Raw genomic sequence first — 17391 nt, 5'->3', positions numbered from 1 at the left:
GCATCAGCATGGGGAGGGGGTGGCGCCGATACAGTCCGGAGACATGCGCCACAGGAGGATGGGACGCTCGGGGCTGTCGGTGTCGCGGCTCGCGCTCGGCACGATGACGTGGGGCCGTGAGACGGCCCTCGCCGAGGCACGCGAGCAGCTCACCACCTTCCTCGACGCCGGCGGGGACTTCGTCGACACCGCCCACGGGTATGCCGGTGGGCTCAGTGAGCAGGCCCTCGGCAGCTTCCTGGGCGATGTCGTCGCGCGCGACGACCTGGTCATCTGCACCAAGGCGGGGATCTCCCGGCGCAGCGGGGAGCGCGTGGTCGACACGTCCCGGCGGCGGCTCATCGCCGAGCTGGACGCCTCGCTGGAGCGGATGGGCACGCACTACGTCGACCTGTGGCTGGTGCACGCCTGGAGCGACGACACGCCTCTGGAGGAGACGCTGTCAGCGCTGGAGTGGGCGGTCAGCACCGGCCGCGCGCGCTACGTCGGGGTCTCCAACTACTCGGGCTGGCAGAGCGCGCATGCCGCGACCCTGATGTCGGCCCGCTCGATCCCGTTGGTGGCCAACGAGGTCGAGTACTCCCTGCTGAGCCGGCAGCCCGAGGACGAGGTCGCCCCGGCTGCCGCGGCCCTCGGCCTGGGCCTGATGCCCTGGTCGCCGCTGGCCCGTGGGGTCCTGACCGGCAAGTACCGCCACGGCATACCGGCGGACTCGCGCGCGGCCTCGCGGGAGTACCCCGGCTTCACCAGCCGGTTCCTGGGCGAGCGGGCGGCGCAGGTCGTCGACGCGCTCGTCATCGCCGCGCGCGGGCTGGAGGTGTCACCGGCCGAGGTCGCCCTGGCCTGGGTGCGCGACCGCCCCGCGGTGGTGGCCCCGATCGTCGGGGCCCGGACGGTGCAGCAGCTGCGGACCGCGCTGGCCTCCGAGGAGGTCGAGCTGCCCGCCGAGCTGGTGCAGGCGCTGGACGACATCTCGGCCTGAGCACACCGGCCCCAGGCCCTCGGGCGCGAGACATCGACCGCAGGGCATCGACCAGCAGAACATCGAGCCGAGGACTGGTCCCCGGGGGGCGCACCTCAGCGGGTGCGGGACTCCTCGTAGTCGGAGTCGTCGAGGCCGAGGTAGACCCCGCCGTCGCCGTCCTCGTCGTCGTGGTCGTCGAGCTCGTCGTCCTCGTCGTCCTCGAGCTCGTCGTCCTCGAAGGGGCCGCTGTAGATCTCCAGCGGGGTGACCTCCCCGAAGGCGTCGAGCAGGGCGTCGTCGTAGTCGTCGAAGGCGTCGGCCAGGTCCTGGTAGGCCGCCACCACGGAGGGGTCGTTCTCCCCGCGGCGCGATGCGGAGGCTTCCAGGTGGCGCTCCAGGGCTGCCACGAAGGTGGCCAGTGCTGCACGCGGATCGGCGGTCATGCCTTGAAGGTAGCCTGTCGTGGGCCACAATGGGCAGGGTGGTCGAGTACGAGTGGCGAGTCCTGACGTTCCCGCGCGACATGTCCCGCGGGGACGTCCGCCGTGTCATCACCGACCACGCGGAGTACGGCCACTGGGAGCTGTCCAGGATGCGCCTCTACCTCGGGGGTGCCCGGCGGGCGTGGCTGCGCCGCCGGATCATCCGGGCGCAGCGCACCGCCTGAGACCACAGCGCACCGCGTGAGACCACTGGGCACCGCCTGAAACCACAGCGGACCGCCTGGACACCAATGCACCGGGCGGCTCCTCCCCCCGAGGAGGCCGCCCGGTGCCGTCTGTGGTGCGCGTCAGGACAGGCGGATCGCCGCCAGGCCGCCACGACGGGCCTTGGCCACCAGCGCCGCGCCACCGGCCAGCAGGGCCGAGGCGAGCACCAGGAACAGCGAGACCTGCGCGCCGGTGAAGGGCAGGCTGCCACCCAGGGACGGGAGGTCGCTGGCCGCCGAGCTCGAGCCGCCGCCACCGTTGCCGCCGGTGCTGCCGCCGGCCGAGCCGGACCCGCCGTTGTCACCGCCGCCGGTGCTGCCCCCGGTGGAGCCGCCGCTGCCGCCACCGGTCGGGCTCGTGGCGTCGGCCGGGCACGGCACGATCAGCTGGTCGAGCGGGAGCCCGGCCTTGGTCAGCGAGGCGATGAGGTCCTGGTCGAGGACCACCACCGTGCTCTCCACCGGCGCCACCGACGTCGTGACGCGCGCACAGGCACCGACGAGGCTGCCGGCTCCCGCGCCCGTGGAGACGATCGTGTCGGAGCCGGTGCCCGGTGCCGGGACGGTGCCGTTGCCCGTGCCGTTGCCTGCGCCCGTGCCCGCCGGGCAGGCGTCGAGGAAGCCGGGGAACGCGCTGGTGAGCGGCGTGCCCGCGTCCTGGCCGAGCACGCTCAGGTCCACGTTGGCCAGCGCCGTGCCGGTGCCGGTGGCCTGGACGCAGGTGGTGGCCAACGGGCTGAGGTCAGCGGTGACCGCCGCCGTCCTGGCCGTGGCGCCGCTGACGTCGAGGAAGGCCAGCGGCGTGCCGGCCGTGGCCGCGCCGACCTGGTCGAGCGCCGACTTCACGCCGGTGCTCACCTGGATGAGGGCACCGGTCAGCTCGGCCGGCGCCTTCGGCGTGCTCACGGCCGGGAGCGGTGCGCTCGGCGGGGTCGGCGCCTGCTTGAGGACCGGCACGTTGACGTCGACCTTGACCGGGAGCAGGCCCCCGGTGGGCGTCCCGGCTGTCGGGGCCGACGGGACGGCGACGCTGGGCAGCGCAGGCGCCGGGGCCGGCGCCGTCAACGCACCGGGCAGCGACGGCGTCGGGATCGGCAGCGCCGGGGCGGGCACCGACGGCAGCGGCGCGGGCGGCGGCGGCAGCAGGTCCGCCTGGGCCCCACCCGCGAACGACAGACCCGCCGCGCTGCACAGCACGACGGCGATCGAGGCGCGCGTAACGGCGCGCCGAGCTCCTGAAGACATGGTCCCCACCTGATTCCCCCTGCGTCTGGCGCCGGCTCGGCGCGTGGTCCGGTGCAGGGAGAACGAGGGCCCGGTCCGGGGGGTGACGTACCCCACAGGGTGACGTCACCGGTCACTCTCAGTGACCACCGCCCCGGAGCGGGGACCGCTCAGCAGTCGGCGAGGAGCCGCTGGAGCACCCGCGCGCCGAACTCGAGGGCGTCGACCGGCACCCGCTCGTCGATGCCGTGGAACATCGGCGCGAAGTCGAGGTCGGCGGGCAGGCGCAGCGGCGCGAAGCCGTAGCCGGTGATGCCGAGGCGACTCAACGCCTTGTTGTCGGTGCCGCCGGAGAGGCAGTAGGGCAGGATCGCCGCGCCCGGGTCCTCCGCGACCAGGGCCTGCTTCATCCGGTCCACGAGGGCGCCCTCGAACGGCGCGTCGAGGGCGATGTCGCGGTGCACGACCTCCACCTCGACGTGCTCGCCCGCCAGCTCGCGGATGACGCCCATCAGCTCGTCCTCGTGGCCGGGCAGGAACCGGCAGTCCAGCGACGCCGTCGCGCCCTGCGGGATGACGTTGTGCTTGTAGCCGGCATCGAGCATCGTGAAGTTCGCCGTGTCCTGGAGCGTCCCCTCGACGAAGCCCCGCGCTCCCCCGAGGTGGGCCAGGAGGGCTGCGGGTGACTGCTCGTCATACGGGGTTCCGGTGATCGCGCTGAGGCCGTCGAGCAGCTGGCGCACCGACGCGATGTACTCCCGCGGCCAGACGTGGGCGTCGATGCGGGCGATGGCCGCCGCGAGACGGACGACGGCGTTCTCGTCGTTGGGGACCGAGCCGTGGCCGGCGCGGCCGTGGGCGCGCAGCCGCAGCCAGGCGATGCCCTTCTCCGCGGTCTGGAGCAGGTATGCGCGGGTCGGCTCACCCGTGCCCTTGGCGGGCACGGTGACGCTGTAGCCGCCGACCTCGCTGATCGCCTCCGAGACGCCCTCGAAGACCTCGGGGTGGTGGTCGACCACCCAGTGGCTGCCCTTGACGCCCCCGGCCTCCTCGTCGGCGAAGAAGGCGAACACCAGGTCTCGCGGCGGCGTCGTCCCGGTGCGCGCGAGGTGACGCAGGTTGGCCAGGATCATCGCGTCCATGTCCTTCATGTCGACCGCGCCCCGGCCCCAGACACAGCCGTCGCGCAGCTCGGCGCCGAACGGGTCCACCTGCCAGTCGGCAGCGTTCGCGGGCACGACGTCGAGGTGGCCGTGGATCGCCAGCCCGGGGCGGCTCTGGTCCTGCCCGGCCACGCGCACGAGGACGCTGGCGCGCCCGGGCTCGCTCTCGACATACAGGGGGTCCAGGCCCACCTCGGTGAGCTGGTCCATGACGTACTCCGCGGCCTTGCGCTCCCCCGGCCCGCTGCCGTCGCCGTAGTTGGTCGAGTCGATCCGGATGAGGTCCTGGCAGATGCGGACGACCTCGTCCTCGGGGCGGACCTGGCTGGCGGCAGCGGCGTTGGCGGTCATGGGATGCACCCTATTCGGGGGGTCGGTGGCGGGTTCGGAGATGCCCCTCGGTCCGTGCTAGTGTTCCGACCCGTTGGAACGCCGCAGGGCGTGCCGACATCACCCTCGTCCGGGTGGCGGAATGGCAGACGCGCTAGCTTGAGGTGCTAGTGCCCTTTATCGGGCGTGGGGGTTCAAGTCCCCCTCCGGACACCATCATTCAGGGCCGTACGCGACAGCGTGCGGCCCTGGTGCGTTCCCGGCAACCCGACCCCCTGAGAGGGCCACGGTCACCGGGTCTTCACCGGGTCGACCGCCCCGGTTCACGCGCGGCGGCCTCCGCCCCGGCACGGTGTGAGGCGTCACTGCCCGCCCATGACCCGGAGCCCCAATGCCCCGTCGCCGCCTCACCCGCCTCAGCCTCCCGCGCGACCTGACCCGCGCCCGCATCGGCAGCCTGGCCGCCGCCGGCCTGGTCCTCAGCTGGCTCGCCGCCCCCACGGCCGCCCAAGCCGGCACCCCGGACCCGCACCCCGACGGCGCCGGGCACACCTTCGCCGTCATCGGCGACGTCCCCTACGGAGACGCGCAGGTCGCCGCCTTCCCGTCCTGGATCAGCCAGGTCAACGCGGCCCACCCCGCCGTGACCTTCCACGTCGGCGACATCAAGAACGGCTCCTCCCGCTGCGACGAGCCCTACTACCGGATGATCCGCGCCGACTTCGACCGCTTCGCCGGGCCGCTGGTCTACACCCCCGGTGACAACGAGTGGACCGACTGCCACCGGGCCAACAACGGCGCGTACGCACCCCTGGGCCGCCTCACACTGGACCGCTCTGTCTTCTTCGACCGGCCGGGTATGACGATGGGCCAGCACCCGGAGAAGGTCACCTCCGAGGCCCGCCACGGCTTCCCCGAGAACGTGTCGCTGCGCCACGACCAGGTCGACTTCGCCACCCTGCACGTCGTCGGCAGCAACGACGACCTCCAGCCCTGGACCGGCCTGGGCCAGACCTCGGCCACCCCGGAGCAGGTGGCCGAGGAGCGCGCGCGGATGGCCAACGCCATCAAGCTGGTCCGCTCCACCTTCGCCTCGGCGAGGCAGCGGCACGACCGCGCCGTGGTCCTGCTGCAGCAGGCCGACATGTTCGACCCCACCTACACGCCGTCGTGGAGCGACATCTCGGCCTTCAAGCCCCTGGTGCAGGCGCTGGTCGACGAGGCCTCCACCTTCCCGGGTCCGGTGTACCTGTTCAACGGCGACAGCCATGTCTACAACAGCGACCGCCCGCTGGCTGCCGGGTCCTCGTGGCTGAGGACCTACGGGGTCAACGGCTGGGCGGACAACCTCCGTCGCGTCACGGTGGACGGCTCCAGCAACAACACCGACTGGCTGCGGGTGACGATCACTCGCCCCGACTCCGCCGAGGTCCTCTCCTGGGAGCGCGTGCCGTACTCCTCCTGAGCGACAGGGCCGGACATCGTCAGGGGGTGGGTGCTTTGGCCACCTAGGGGTCGTATCGGCGGGTTCGGCTGCGCGGCCACAGTTTCGGCAAGCGACCACAGGGGTCGCGACCAGACCGAAAGGCCAGTCTCATGTCGACCACCGACCGCTTCACCAAGAGCATCCGCAACGCCCTCACCCGGAACTCCCGCGTTCCGTCCGCCACCGCAGGCCGTGGTGCCGCCACCGCAGTCATCGGGACGCCGACGTCCCGCGGCCGCACCCGGCTGCTCGCCGCCGGTGCCGCCGCGGCGGCCATCACCGCGGGGGTGGTCACGACGGCCGCGCCCGCCCACGCCGACGTGACGGTGATGCGGGCCGGCATCTCCTGCGGCTACAACCACGTCTACGCCTACACGCCCTCGTCCGACTACACCCGCAGCACCCTCGCGGGCGTCGAGCTCGACACCCGCGCCGAGCTCTACCGCTGGAACAGCTACAGCCACACCTGGCAGCGCGTCGGCCAGAGCGGGTGGTGGGCCTACACGATCACCGACTACGCCGGCCGGCCCGGCACCCCGGTCCCCAACGCGCACTGGGCGACCTACGGAAACAGGGGCACCTCCTACTACACGTTCGCCGCGACGCCCGGCTACGCCTACGCCGTCAAGACCTACGTCTACGACCGCGGCGACGGCACGACCCGCTACACGTGGAACTACACCAACGTCTGGAACTCCTCCTCCAGCAAGTCCTGCTGGGCCGGGTGAGTCGGCGTTGCACCAGGAGGCGGGTGTGCCGGGTCCGTTCGACCGGCACACCCGCTGGTGCATGTCCGGCCGCCCCTGTCCCGCGACCGCTCCGCGTGCCGGCTGAACCCCGCCAGGGCTGGGTTCAGCCGGTGCAGGTGTTGCCGTCCGACCGTTTCGCCCGGTTCGAGCCGCACGTCCCGGCTTGGTCCAAACAGGGCCGCCGCCGGTCCGGAACCGCGTAGATTGACAAGGCGTCAACAGGGGTGATGGACCATCGCGAGCGGTCACGGACCGCCGAGGACAAGGACGACGATGACCGACTCGAGTCAGGCTCCGCTCCAGCCCCCGACCGGCATGCCCGGCACCGAACCCGTCCTCACGCTGACCGCCCCGGCGCCGGCGCAGGCGGTGGCCACGACGGCCGCCCCGCGGCTGGCGCCGGCCGTCGAGGCAGCCGCCCTGCCCGGCCTCGACGCCAAGGTGGACGCCTACCTCGGCTCGCTGATGGCCACCACGCCCCGCTCCCCCGAGTTCGCCGCCAAGGCCACCGACGTGCGGACCATGGGCGATGAGGACATCCGGCGGGCGGCCGAGACCTCCAACCGGCTGCTCAACTCACCGGTGCGCGCCATGAAGGAGGGTGGTCTCGCCGAGGGCTCCCGGGTCGGCTCGACGCTGCTGGAGCTGCGCCGCACCGTCGAGGACCTGGACCCCAAGCAGGCCCAGGGCGCCCGGAGGCTCCTCGGCGTCCTGCCGTTCGGCGACCGGATCACCGACTACTTCCGCAAGTACCAGAGCGCCCAGGGCCACCTCGACGCGATCCTGCACGCGCTCCGCGACGGCCAGGACGAGCTCGGCAAGGACAACGCCGCCCTGAACATGGAGAAGCAGCAGCTCTGGGAGGCGATGGCGCGGCTCAACCAGTACGTCTACGTGGCCGAGCGGCTCGACTCCCGCCTCGCTGCTGCCGTCGCCGACCTGCAGGCCCAGGACCCGGACAAGGCCACGGCGGTCCGGGACGACGTCCTGTTCTACGTCCGGCAGAAGCACCAGGACCTGCTGACCCAGCTGGCCGTCTCGATCCAGAACTACCTGGCCATCGACATCGTCATCAAGAACAACATCGAGCTGGTCAAGGGCGTCGACCGGGCCACGACCACGACGGTCTCCGCCCTGCGGACCGCGGTCATCGTTGCCCAGGCGCTGGGCAACCAGAAGCTCGTCCTCGACCAGATCACGGCGCTCAACACCACGACCTCGGACATGATCCAGCGCACCTCGGAGATGCTGCGCGACAACTCGGTCCAGGTGCAGCAGCAGGCCGCGTCCGCCACCATCGGGCTGCCGCAGCTGCAGGCCGCCTTCCAGAACATCTACCAGACCATGGACGCCATCGACGCCTTCAAGGTGCAGGCGCTGGACTCCATGGCCGCGACCATCGGCACCCTCGAGAACGAGGTCACCAAGTCGCGTGACTACCTCGAGCGCGTCTCCCGGCAGGACGAGCGGGTGGCGCACGGCTCCCTCGACCTGGGCCTGCCCGGCGGCCGGCGCTGACCGGGGGCGCCGAGGAGGGCACTCGCATGGCATCGCTGGGCCAGCTCCTGGCACGCATCATGGGTCGGCGCCCGGCGCCCGAGCCCCTGCAGCTGCCCCGTGTGCCCACGAGCCAGGACCTGCTGGACTCCCTCGACCGGGTCGAGGCGCTCGTGGCGGACGGCGCGGTGCCCGCCGCCGTGGCCTCCCGGGTCGCCCGCGTCTCGCGCACGGTGCGCGACACGATCCCCCGCCTGCCCACCCTCGGCGCCGGCAGCCCGCAGGCCTACTCGGTCATGGCGACCGCGACCGACTACCTCCCCGAGGCGATCGGGGGCTACCTGCGCCTGCCCCGGCAGTGGGCCGACAGCCGTCCGGTCGACAAGGGCCGGACCTCGCTGATGGTGCTCATCGACCAGCTCGACCTGCTCGCCGCCACGATGGACAAGGTCTTCGACGCCGTATGCCGTGCCGACGCGGCCGCGCTCGTGGCCCACGGGCGGTTCCTGGCGGAGAAGTTCGGCCCGGGCGCCGGGGGCGGCGCCCTGGAGCTGGGGCCCACCACCACCGCGCCCCGGGCACCCGGTGCCCTCGAGCCACCGACGGGGACGGGTCCGGCATGAGCGCCACCAACCCGCCCGTCACGCTCCGGCAGGCCCTCGACCGGCTGGTGGCCGTCGGCACCGGCGCGGGCGTGCCCGCTGCCCAGTCCCGCGCCGAGGGAGTCGCCCTGGCGGCCGCCGTGGCCGAGTCCGCACCCGGCGCCTCCGTGGTGTGGGCCGAGGCCGTCGGCGACGGCTCCGGCACCGGGGACTTCTTCGACGCGGCCTCCCGCGGCCGGCGGTGGCGGGCCGCACCCACCACCGCGCTGACCGGCCTCGTGGCCGCCCGCTCCGAGCGGGCCGGCGACTACGCCGCCGCGCTGGCCGACGTCGCCGCAGCGGCCTGCGGCCTGGGTGAGCCGACGATGCGGGTCGTCGGCAACGCCTCGGTCGCCGCCGCCGCGCAGCTGCAGGCCGCGGGGGCACGGCCCGCACCCCAGCCGGCCACCCGGCATACCGGGTCGGTGGCACCGGCGGCACCGGCGGCGGGCGCCGACGCGGCGGGGGCGGCGCCGGACACGCCGGTCGAGCACAAGACCCTGGAGGAGCTGCTCGGCGAGCTGGACGCACTCGTCGGCCTGTCGCGGGTCAAGACCGAGGTGCACCGGCAGGTCGCCCTGATGCGGGTCGAGAAGCTGCGCGCCGAGGCCGGGCTGCGCAGCCCCACCATCACCCGACACCTGGTCTTCGTCGGCAACCCCGGCACCGGCAAGACCACGGTGGCGCGGCTGGTCGGTGGCATCTACCAGGCCCTGGGCCTGCTGACCAAGGGCCAGCTGGTCGAGGTCGACCGTTCCGAGCTGGTCGCCGGCTACCTCGGCCAGACCGCGGTCAAGACGGCCGAGGTCGTCACCTCGGCCCTCGGGGGCGTGCTGTTCATCGACGAGGCCTACAGCCTGGCCGGCGACCAGTACGGCGAGGAGTCCGTCGACACCCTCGTCAAGGAGATGGAGGACCACCGCGACGACCTCGTGGTCATCGTCGCCGGCTACCCCGCGCCGATGGAGGCGTTCGTCGCGGCCAACCCCGGGCTGGCCAGCCGGTTCCGCACCACGATCAGCTTCGAGGACTACACCGACGACGAGCTCGTGGAGATCCTCACCCGGCTGAGCGAGGGCGCCGACTACACCCTCGCTCCCCAGGCGGTGGCGCGGTTCACCGAGCTGCTCGCCGGGGTGCCCCGCGGCCCGTCGTTCGGCAACGGCCGCTTCGCCCGCAACGTCCTGGAGGAGGCGATCGGGCGGCACGCCTGGCGGCTGCGGGACGTCCCCAGCCCCACGACCGAGCAGCTGCGGCTGCTGCTGCCCGAGGACCTCAGCGACACCGGGTCCGACGCCGGGGCCGACGCCGGGTCCGGCGCAGCGACACGGCCTCACCCGGGTGCCGCGGAAACCGCTGCGCTCCCGACGGATCCGACCTGGCTGGTGGACACGTCAGAGACGACAGGACCCCAGCAACCGGGAGGTGCGTCGTGACCCAGTCCGCCGGCTCCGCAGTGGGCACCGGGGTGCCGGTCGCGCGCACGGCCACCGCGGCCGTCGCCCAGCCCGGGCCCGCCGCTCCGCCCCGGGGCCGGGTCGCGTCCGCGAGGGCCTCGATCCGGCGGGGCCTCGAAGGCACTCCGGGACGGCTGCGCGTCCTGGCCCTGGTGACCGCCGCCGTCGCGGTCCTGTTCGGCCTCGCGGCAGGGCAGGCGTTCAACGCCGCCGACGGCGCCCTGGCCCGGGCCGAGGCCAACACCGCCCAGCTCGTGCGCATCCAGGCGCTGCACACCAACCTCGTGCGCGCCGACGCCAACGCCACCAACGCCTTCCTCGTCGGCGGCCTGGAGCCCGCGTCGACCCGCGCCGCCTACGAGACCTCGGTCAGCCAGGCCGCGCAGCTCATCGCCCGGGCGGCCAGGGCCCAGCCGGCCGACGGGCGCGCCCTCGCCGCGCTGAACGACCAGCTGCTCACCTACACCGGGCTGGTCGAGCAGGCCCGGGCCAACAACCGCCAGGCCCTGCCGCTCGGTGCGCAGTACCAACGCAACGCCAGTGCCGGGCTGCGTGCCGAGGCGCTGCCGATCGTCGACGCCCTGGTGACCGCCAACGACCGCCGGGTCCGGGCCGAGCTGGACAACGCGGCCAGGGCCGCCGACTGGCTCCTCGCCGGCCTGCTGACCCTGGCCGTCCTCGTCGTCGGCATGGTCTGGCTCGCGCGGCGGACCCACCGCTACCTCAACCTGCCCCTGCTCGCGGCCACCGGCGCGGTGCTGGTGACGTTCGTCGTCGGTGCACTGGCACTGGGCGCCGTCCGAAGCCAGGTCGCCGACGTGCGCGACGGCCCGTACGCCGCGACGCTCGCCACGGCCCGCGCGCGCATCGCCGCCTTCGACGCCAAGTCCAACGAGAGCCTGACCCTGATCGCCCGGGGGTCCGGCGGCGCGTTCGAGAAGGCGTGGCAGGCCTCCTCCGCTGCGGTGGTGGCGCAGTCGCAGGCCGCTGCCTCGCACGCGTCGGAGTCCTCTGGGCTGGCGCAGGCGTGGGCCCCCTACGTCAAGACCCACCAGGCGATCCGGGGCGCTGACGACGGCGGGCAGTGGGACCGCGCGGTCGCGCTGGCGACCGGTTCGGGCCCCTCGTCGGCCAACGCCGCATTCGACGCCTTCGACCGGGCCTCGGCCTCGGCCCTGGCGGAGGTCGGCCGGGCCACGGACGACGGCCTGTCGACGCAGCGCCCATGGCTACCGGTGGCCGGCGTCGTCGGGCTGCTGGTCGGCCTGCTGGCGGCTCTCGGTGCCTGGTGGGGCGTCGGCAAGCGCCTGGAGGAGTACCGATGACGCGGCTGCTGCCCACCTCCAGCCCCCGCCGACGCAGGCCCGGGACCGGTCGGTCCGGGTGGGGCGCCGTGGCTGCGGTCCTCTGCGTGCTGGCCGTGGCCGGCTGCACCAGCGGGGTCTATGCGCAGACCCCGGTCCCGACGCCGAGCCGGTCCGCGACCGCGACGACCCCCGCGCCCGGACCGTCGACCTCCGCCCCGGCGTGCGGCAACCCGCTGGCGTCCTACGCCCCCGCCGCGACCGACCCGCTGGCCGTGCCCGCCGGCAGCACCATGGCGCGGATCAAGGCGCGCGGCCGGCTCATCGCCGGGGTGTCCGCCGACACGCTGCTGCTGGGCGCCCGCAACCCGGTGACCGGGCAGATCGAGGGCTTCGACATCTCCATGCTGCAGGCGGTCTCGACCGCGCTCTTCGGCCGGCCGGACCGGATCGAGCTCAAGGTGATCACGGCCGCCGACCGCATCCCCAGCCTGCAGAAGGGCACCGTCGACATCGTGGCCCGCGCCTTCAGCATCACCTGCGCCCGCTGGGAGAAGATCGCGTTCTCCACCGAGTACTACCGCGCCGGGCAGAAGGTGCTGGTGCCCCTCGGCTCGACGGCCCGCTCGATGGCGGACCTCAAGGGCAAGAAGGTCTGCGCGCCCAACGGCTCGACCACCATGGACAAGCTGCGCACCTTCACCGGCGTCATCCCCGTCGGGTCCGACACGCACACCGGCTGCCTCGTGCTCTTCCAGCAGGGCAAGGTCGACGCGATCACCGGTGACGACACCGTCCTGGCCGGCCTCGCCGCCCAGGACCCCTACGCGCGCGTCATCAAGGCCCCGGCCTTCACCGTCGAGCCCTACGGCCTGGGCATCCCGGCGAAGAACGTCGACTTCGTCCGCTACGTCAACGCCGTGCTGGCGCGCCTGCGCTCGGACGGGCAGTGGACTGCTGACTACAACACGTGGCTGCGGGCAGCGCTCGGGCCCGCCCCCGCGCCCCCGGCGGCGGTCTACGGCAGGACCCCGCAATGACGGCCGGCACCATGACCACCACCGCCCCCGAGCCGGTCGGGCGCCTCGGCACGCCGATGGCCGCCCGGGACGCCCTGGACTACCTCTCGGCTCTGGGGCAGTGGCGCGACCAGCGGCGCGCCGAGCTCGACCGCCTCGACGAGGCCGCCCTGGCCTCCCCCGAGCGTGACGCGCTCACCGGCGACGTGCAGCTGTCCATGGCGCTGTGGAAGTCGGTGGCCGATCGCTACGAGCTCCTGGTCACCACGTGGGACTCCGGCCGGGCCGGGGTCGCCGAGCGGGAGCGCCTGTCCTCCCTGATCTGGGGCCGCCTCGACGCCACCGTCGACCCGCGCCTGGCCGGCCAGACCGTCACCGGGGCGGCCCTGAGCGTCTCGCTCCCGGAGGCGTGCCGCCTGTCCGACGCGCTGGCCGCCGCGCTGCGCACCCGGCTCTCGCTCGACCCCGTGGAGGCCGACCTGGCGGCCCGGCTCCGGGCCCTGCGGGCGCAGCTGGAACGCGTGCGCGAGCTCGTGGACGGCGACCGGTCGGCCTCGCTGGAGGACGGCGTGGCCCGGCGCGTGGCCAAGCTCGACTCGGCCGTGACCGACCTGGTCGGCGACGCCGGACGCGGTGCGGACGTCGGCGGGCGGCTGCCCGTGGTCGAGGGCGACGCAGCCCGCCTCGAGCGCGACCTCATCGTCGCGGCGGCGACCCGGCACCGCGCGGCGCGCGACGCCGCCCGCGCCCGCGCGCAGCGCGCCGAGCTGGAGGCCCGCGGCCAGGTGCTGCGCGCCCTCGCCGAACGGTGCGTGCGCGAGCTGACCCCTGCCCCACGGCTGGCGGTCCCGGACGTCGCGGCGCTGGGCCCCGTGCCCACCGAGGCCGCAGCCGTGGAGGCCTACCTCGCGCGCCTCGAGGCGGTGGGCCGGGCCCTGGACCTGGCCCACACGGCATACCAGTCCGCGCTCGACGAGCGCGACGAGCTGCGCGGGCGGCTGGAGGCCTACGGCGCCAAGGCGGGCGGCGCCGGGCTGGACGCCGAGGCCGCCGGCGACCTGGCGGAGCTGCGCCGGCGCGCCGTGGACGAGCTGGGCACCGCGCCGGCCAGCCTCGAGCGGGCCCGGGCGCTGGTCGCCGCCTACCAGGCCTACCTGGCCTCACACGTCACCGGAGGGACCCCGTGAGCACCGTCCCCTGCACACAGCCCGGGTGCACCGGCCAGATCCTCGACGGCTACTGCGACGTGTGCGGGTCACCCGCCGCGTCAGGCGTCGTCAGCGCCTCAGCCGTGGCCGGGGCGCCGCCGGGCGCCGCTGTCGCGGCGTCCACCCCGACCCAGCCCGCCGGTATCGCGACCTCCCCCTCGAGCGTCTCCCGCGCCTCCAACCGGCTCGCCTCCTCACCCCTGGGCTCGGCCCGCGCGAACGGTGGCACCAACGTCACCCGGCGGCTGGGGACCTCCTCGACCCGCCTGCGCGGCGCGCGGCTGGGTGCGGGGCTCACCACGGTGCCGCCGGTCCCGGCGGTCGACGCCGCCAAGGCGATCATGCTCAACCCCGAGGTGCCCGAGGACCGGCGCACCTGCCCCTCCTGCGGGGCGCCGGTGGGACGCTCCCACGACGGCGTGCCGGGGCGCACGGAGGGGTTCTGCCCCAAGTGCCGGGCGCCGTACTCCTTCACGCCGAAGCTGGCTCCCGGCGAGCTCGTCGGGGGGCAGTACGAGGTGGTCGGCGCACTGGCCCACGGCGGGCTCGGCTGGATCTACGCAGCCCGGGACAAGAACGTCTCCGACCGGTGGGTGGTGCTCAAGGGCCTGCTGAACTCCGGCGACCCCGACGCCCTGGCTGCCGCGATCGCCGAGCGCCAGTTCCTCGCGCAGGTCGAGCACCCGCTGATCGTGGAGATCTACAACTTCGTCACCCACCGCGACGCCGGCTACATCGTCATGGAGTACGTCGGCGGCACCTCGCTCAAGGCGCTGCTCAAGGCGCGGATGCGCGCAGCCGGCGGGCGCTACGACCCGATCCCGGTGGACCAGGCGATCGCCTACCTCGTGGAGATCCTGCCGGCCTTCCAGTACCTGCACGACCTCGGCCTGCTGTTCTGCGACTTCAAGCCGGACAACATCATCCAGGTCGGCGACGCGGTCAAGCTGATCGACCTCGGCGGCGTCCGCCGCGCCGACGACCTGGACTCGGCCATCTACGGCACGGTCGGCTACCAGGCACCGGAGGTGCCCACCGTGGGCGCCTCCGTCGCCTCGGACATCTACACGATCGGGCGCACCCTCGTGGTGCTGGCGATGGAGTTCCGCGGCTACCAGTCGACCTGGGTCTCCTCCCTGCCCCCGGTGGACGAGACGCCACTCTTCCAGCGGCACGACTCCCTCTACCGGCTGCTGGTCAAGGCCTGCGCGCCGGAGCCGGCCGACCGCTTCGCCACCGCCGACGAGCTGCGCGTGCAGCTGCTGGGCGTGCTGCGGGAGGTCGTCGCCACCGAGCGTCCCGGCACCGGAGCGGCCAGCCACTCCGCGTCCTCGCTGCTCTTCGAGGCCCCCTCGGCCTCCGGGGAGACCCTCGACTGGCGCCAGCTGCCGCTGCTGCGGGTGGACGACGGCGACCCGATGGCGGGGTGGCTGCGCACCGTGAGCATCGAGGACCCGCAGGCGCGGCTGGCCGCCTTGGCGGGAGCCCCGGAGACCTCGGCCGAGGTGCTCCTCGCCACCGCCCGGGCGGCGCTGGACGCCCACCGGCTCGACCTCGTCGACCGGGCCGTGGGCGACCTGCTCACCGCCGACCCGTGGGAGTGGCGGGCGGTGTGGATGTCCGGGCTCGCCGCCTTCGCGCGGGAGGACGCGGCGGCTGCTCGCGCGGCCTTCAACGCCGTCTACGGCCAGGTCCCCGGCGAGCTGGCGCCCAAGCTGGCGTTGGCGCTGGCCTGCGAGCTCAGCGGTGAGGCCGACGTGGCGGAGTCGCTCTACACGACGTGCGCACGCACGGACGCCAACTACACCGCACCGGCGGCCTTCGGCCTGGCCCGCATCCACTCCTCCCGGCAGGACCTCGACGGCGCGATCGCCGCGCTCGACCTGGTGCCCCCGACCAGCCGCGCCTACCCGCAGGCCCGCCGGCTGCGCGCGGGGCACCTGGCCGGGTCCGGGCGGGGGCTGCCCGCCCTGTCGGCCGCGCTCGGCAGCATCGAGACGGTCAGCCTCGACCCGGCCGACCGCTACGGCCTGACGGCCACGGTGCTGGGCCTGGCCCTCAAGGAGGTCCTGGAGCACGGTCCGCAGCCCGGCGTGCACATCGGCGGCCTGCCCGCCCAGGAGACGCCGCTGCGGACCGGCCTCGAGGCGGCCTACCGCCACCTGGCGGGGCTGACCGAGTCGCGCGAGGAGCGCGTGCGGCTCGTCGACTCCGCCAACCGGAGCCGGCCGTGGACGAAGTGGTGACCGCCGCCGGGCCGGGCGCACCGCGGCCGGACAGGGGTGTGCCGGACAGCGGTGACGTGGACAGTGGCCTGCCGGACGGCACGGCCGCAGGCAGCACCGTGCCGGACACCTCCGCGCCGGGAAGCACCGCGCCGGACACCTCCGCGCCGGGAAGCACCGCGCTCGGCGGCACCGTTCCGGGCAGCACCGATCCGGACGCACCGGAGCCCGAGCCGATCGAGCCCGGGGCCCCTGGCCACCCGGCGACGCCGGAACCGGCTGCGTCCTCCAGCACCTGCCCCACCTGCGGGGCCGCCACCGCACCGGGCGCGCGGTTCTGCGAGGCCTGCGGCCAGGAGCTGCCGCCCACCGCTGCCCCGCCCCCGGAGCCCACCCCGGTCGCCGCCGACGAGGCCAGCCCGCTGGACTCGCTGCGGGTCCGGCCGGCGGCGACGGCCTGCGCCGCCTGTGGCGGGGTGATCGCCGAGGACGGCTACTGCCAGACGTGCGGCACCCCGGCGACCCGGCCCCGCGACCACTTCCGCGAGCAGCCGGCCCCGTGGGTGGCCGGGGTCTGCGACAGGGGGCTGCGCCACCACCGCAACGAGGACGCGATGGCGCTGGACGCCGACGCCCCGGCTTCCTCCCGCGCGGTCCTCGTGGTCTGCGACGGGGTCTCCTCCTCCACCGACTCCGACCGCGCCAGCCTGGCCGCGGCCCGCGCTGCCCGGGTGGTGCTCGGCGCATCCCGTCCCCGGGGCGCCGGCACCACGCCCGCCCGGGTGAGCGCGACCGCGGGCCTGCTCGAGGCGGCCGCCGACGCAGCCAACGAGGCCGTCATCGCCACGACGGCCGACCCCGACGGCCACAGCCCGCCCTCGTGCACCTTCGTGGCCGGCGTCCTCGACGAGGGGTTGCTGGTCGTCGGCTGGGTCGGTGACAGCCGGGCCTACTGGGTCCCCGACACCGGGCCGGCCGTGGCGCTCACGGTGGACGACTCGTGGGCCGCCGAGCAGATCGCGCAGGGCATCCCCCGCGACGTGGCCGAGACCGGGCCGCACGCCCACGCGATCACCCGGTGGCTCGGGCTCGACTCCCCTGACCACAGCCCACGGCAGGCCTCCCTGGAGCTGGACGGCCCGGGCTGGGTCCTGCTCTGCTCCGACGGCCTGTGGAACTACTGCTCCGAGGCGCAGGACCTCGCCGACCTCCTGCACGACACCGCCACGGCGACCAGCGCGCCGATGGACCTGGCCGAGGCGCTCGTGGCCTGGGCCAACGGTGAGGGCGGCCACGACAACATCACCGTCGCCCTGGCCCGGGTGGGTCCGCCGTGACCTCGCCCCACGAGAGCCGGCGGCCGGGCGGGGAACCCCGCCGCACGGCATACCCGTTGCTTGCCTGCTGCGCACGAG

Annotated in this window: 15 protein-coding genes and 1 tRNA gene; 13 read left to right on the top strand and 3 right to left on the bottom strand. The window is 74.4% G+C overall.

Annotated elements, in window-relative coordinates:
• The first annotated feature begins 43 nt into the window (after positions 1–43).
• Positions 44–982, top strand: a complete 939-nt coding sequence (locus AC3ANM_RS01090; protein ID WP_488286297.1) for an aldo/keto reductase — start codon at positions 44–46, stop codon at positions 980–982.
• Between the two features lie 95 nt (positions 983–1077).
• On the opposite strand, the gene AC3ANM_RS01085 is transcribed toward AC3ANM_RS01090, so the two are convergent.
• Positions 1078–1407 carry a primosomal protein gene (locus AC3ANM_RS01085; RefSeq protein ID WP_488286296.1) on the bottom strand — a complete coding sequence of 110 codons (330 nt, stop codon included), beginning with the start codon at positions 1405–1407 and terminating at the stop codon, positions 1078–1080.
• A gap of 29 nt (positions 1408–1436) precedes the next feature.
• Here AC3ANM_RS01085 and AC3ANM_RS01080 point away from each other — a divergent pair, with 29 nt between their 5' ends.
• Entirely contained in the window at positions 1437–1631 is a 195-nt protein-coding gene (locus AC3ANM_RS01080) for a DUF5703 family protein (RefSeq protein ID WP_488286295.1), read from the top strand.
• A 123-nt stretch (positions 1632–1754) separates the two neighbouring features.
• Here AC3ANM_RS01080 and AC3ANM_RS01075 read toward each other — a convergent pair whose 3' ends face one another.
• Both AC3ANM_RS01075 and AC3ANM_RS01070 read right to left on the bottom strand, forming a co-directional pair.
• Positions 1755–2918 (bottom strand): hypothetical protein, encoded by a 1164-nt coding sequence (locus tag AC3ANM_RS01075; RefSeq protein WP_488286294.1) that lies wholly within the window; start codon positions 2916–2918, stop codon positions 1755–1757.
• Positions 2919–3067: 149 nt separating this feature from the next.
• Positions 3068–4411 carry a M20/M25/M40 family metallo-hydrolase gene (locus AC3ANM_RS01070; protein WP_488286293.1) on the bottom strand — a complete coding sequence of 448 codons (1344 nt, stop codon included), beginning with the start codon at positions 4409–4411 and terminating at the stop codon, positions 3068–3070.
• 107 nt (positions 4412–4518) lie between these two features.
• Here AC3ANM_RS01070 and AC3ANM_RS01065 point away from each other — a divergent pair.
• The 11 genes from AC3ANM_RS01065 to AC3ANM_RS01015 all read left to right on the top strand — a co-directional run bounded on the left by AC3ANM_RS01065 (position 4519) and on the right by AC3ANM_RS01015 (position 17313).
• Positions 4519–4606, top strand: a tRNA-Leu gene (locus tag AC3ANM_RS01065).
• A gap of 175 nt (positions 4607–4781) precedes the next feature.
• Complete coding sequence (locus AC3ANM_RS01060) at positions 4782–5855, top strand: hypothetical protein (protein WP_488286292.1); 1074 nt, start codon at positions 4782–4784, stop codon at positions 5853–5855.
• Positions 5856–5986: 131 nt separating this feature from the next.
• The gene (locus AC3ANM_RS01055) at positions 5987–6604 is read left to right on the top strand and encodes a hypothetical protein (protein ID WP_488286291.1); all 618 of its coding nucleotides are present in this window, start codon (positions 5987–5989) and stop codon (positions 6602–6604) included.
• A gap of 294 nt (positions 6605–6898) precedes the next feature.
• Entirely contained in the window at positions 6899–8143 is a 1245-nt protein-coding gene (locus AC3ANM_RS01050) for a toxic anion resistance protein (protein WP_488286290.1), read from the top strand.
• Positions 8144–8169: 26 nt separating this feature from the next.
• Positions 8170–8745, top strand: a complete 576-nt coding sequence (locus AC3ANM_RS01045) for a hypothetical protein (protein ID WP_488286289.1) — start codon at positions 8170–8172, stop codon at positions 8743–8745.
• Positions 8742–10199: an AAA family ATPase gene (locus AC3ANM_RS01040; protein WP_488286288.1), complete on the top strand. Its 1458-nt coding sequence runs from the start codon at positions 8742–8744 to the stop codon at positions 10197–10199. The genes AC3ANM_RS01045 and AC3ANM_RS01040 overlap by 4 nt, the downstream gene beginning before the upstream one ends.
• Positions 10196–11545, top strand: coding sequence for a hypothetical protein (locus AC3ANM_RS01035; protein WP_488286287.1), 1350 nt, complete (start codon positions 10196–10198; stop codon positions 11543–11545). The genes AC3ANM_RS01040 and AC3ANM_RS01035 overlap by 4 nt, the downstream gene beginning before the upstream one ends.
• Positions 11542–12564 carry a glutamate ABC transporter substrate-binding protein gene (locus AC3ANM_RS01030; RefSeq protein WP_488286286.1) on the top strand — a complete coding sequence of 341 codons (1023 nt, stop codon included), beginning with the start codon at positions 11542–11544 and terminating at the stop codon, positions 12562–12564. The genes AC3ANM_RS01035 and AC3ANM_RS01030 overlap by 4 nt, the downstream gene beginning before the upstream one ends.
• Positions 12561–13730 (top strand): hypothetical protein, encoded by a 1170-nt coding sequence (locus AC3ANM_RS01025; RefSeq protein WP_488286285.1) that lies wholly within the window; start codon positions 12561–12563, stop codon positions 13728–13730. The genes AC3ANM_RS01030 and AC3ANM_RS01025 overlap by 4 nt, the downstream gene beginning before the upstream one ends.
• A complete protein-coding gene (locus AC3ANM_RS01020) occupies positions 13727–15997 on the top strand; it encodes a serine/threonine-protein kinase (protein ID WP_488286284.1) in 2271 nt (756 codons plus the stop codon). The genes AC3ANM_RS01025 and AC3ANM_RS01020 overlap by 4 nt, the downstream gene beginning before the upstream one ends.
• Complete coding sequence (locus AC3ANM_RS01015; protein ID WP_488286283.1) at positions 15982–17313, top strand: protein phosphatase 2C domain-containing protein; 1332 nt, start codon at positions 15982–15984, stop codon at positions 17311–17313. The genes AC3ANM_RS01020 and AC3ANM_RS01015 overlap by 16 nt, the downstream gene beginning before the upstream one ends.
• The last annotated feature ends 78 nt before the right edge of the window (positions 17314–17391 follow it).

It is taken from the genome of Oryzihumus sp. JJN4-3R (genome assembly GCF_057747915.1).
Note: the sequence above shows the minus strand (reverse complement) of the source record. Positions and strands in the feature narration are given on the sequence as shown.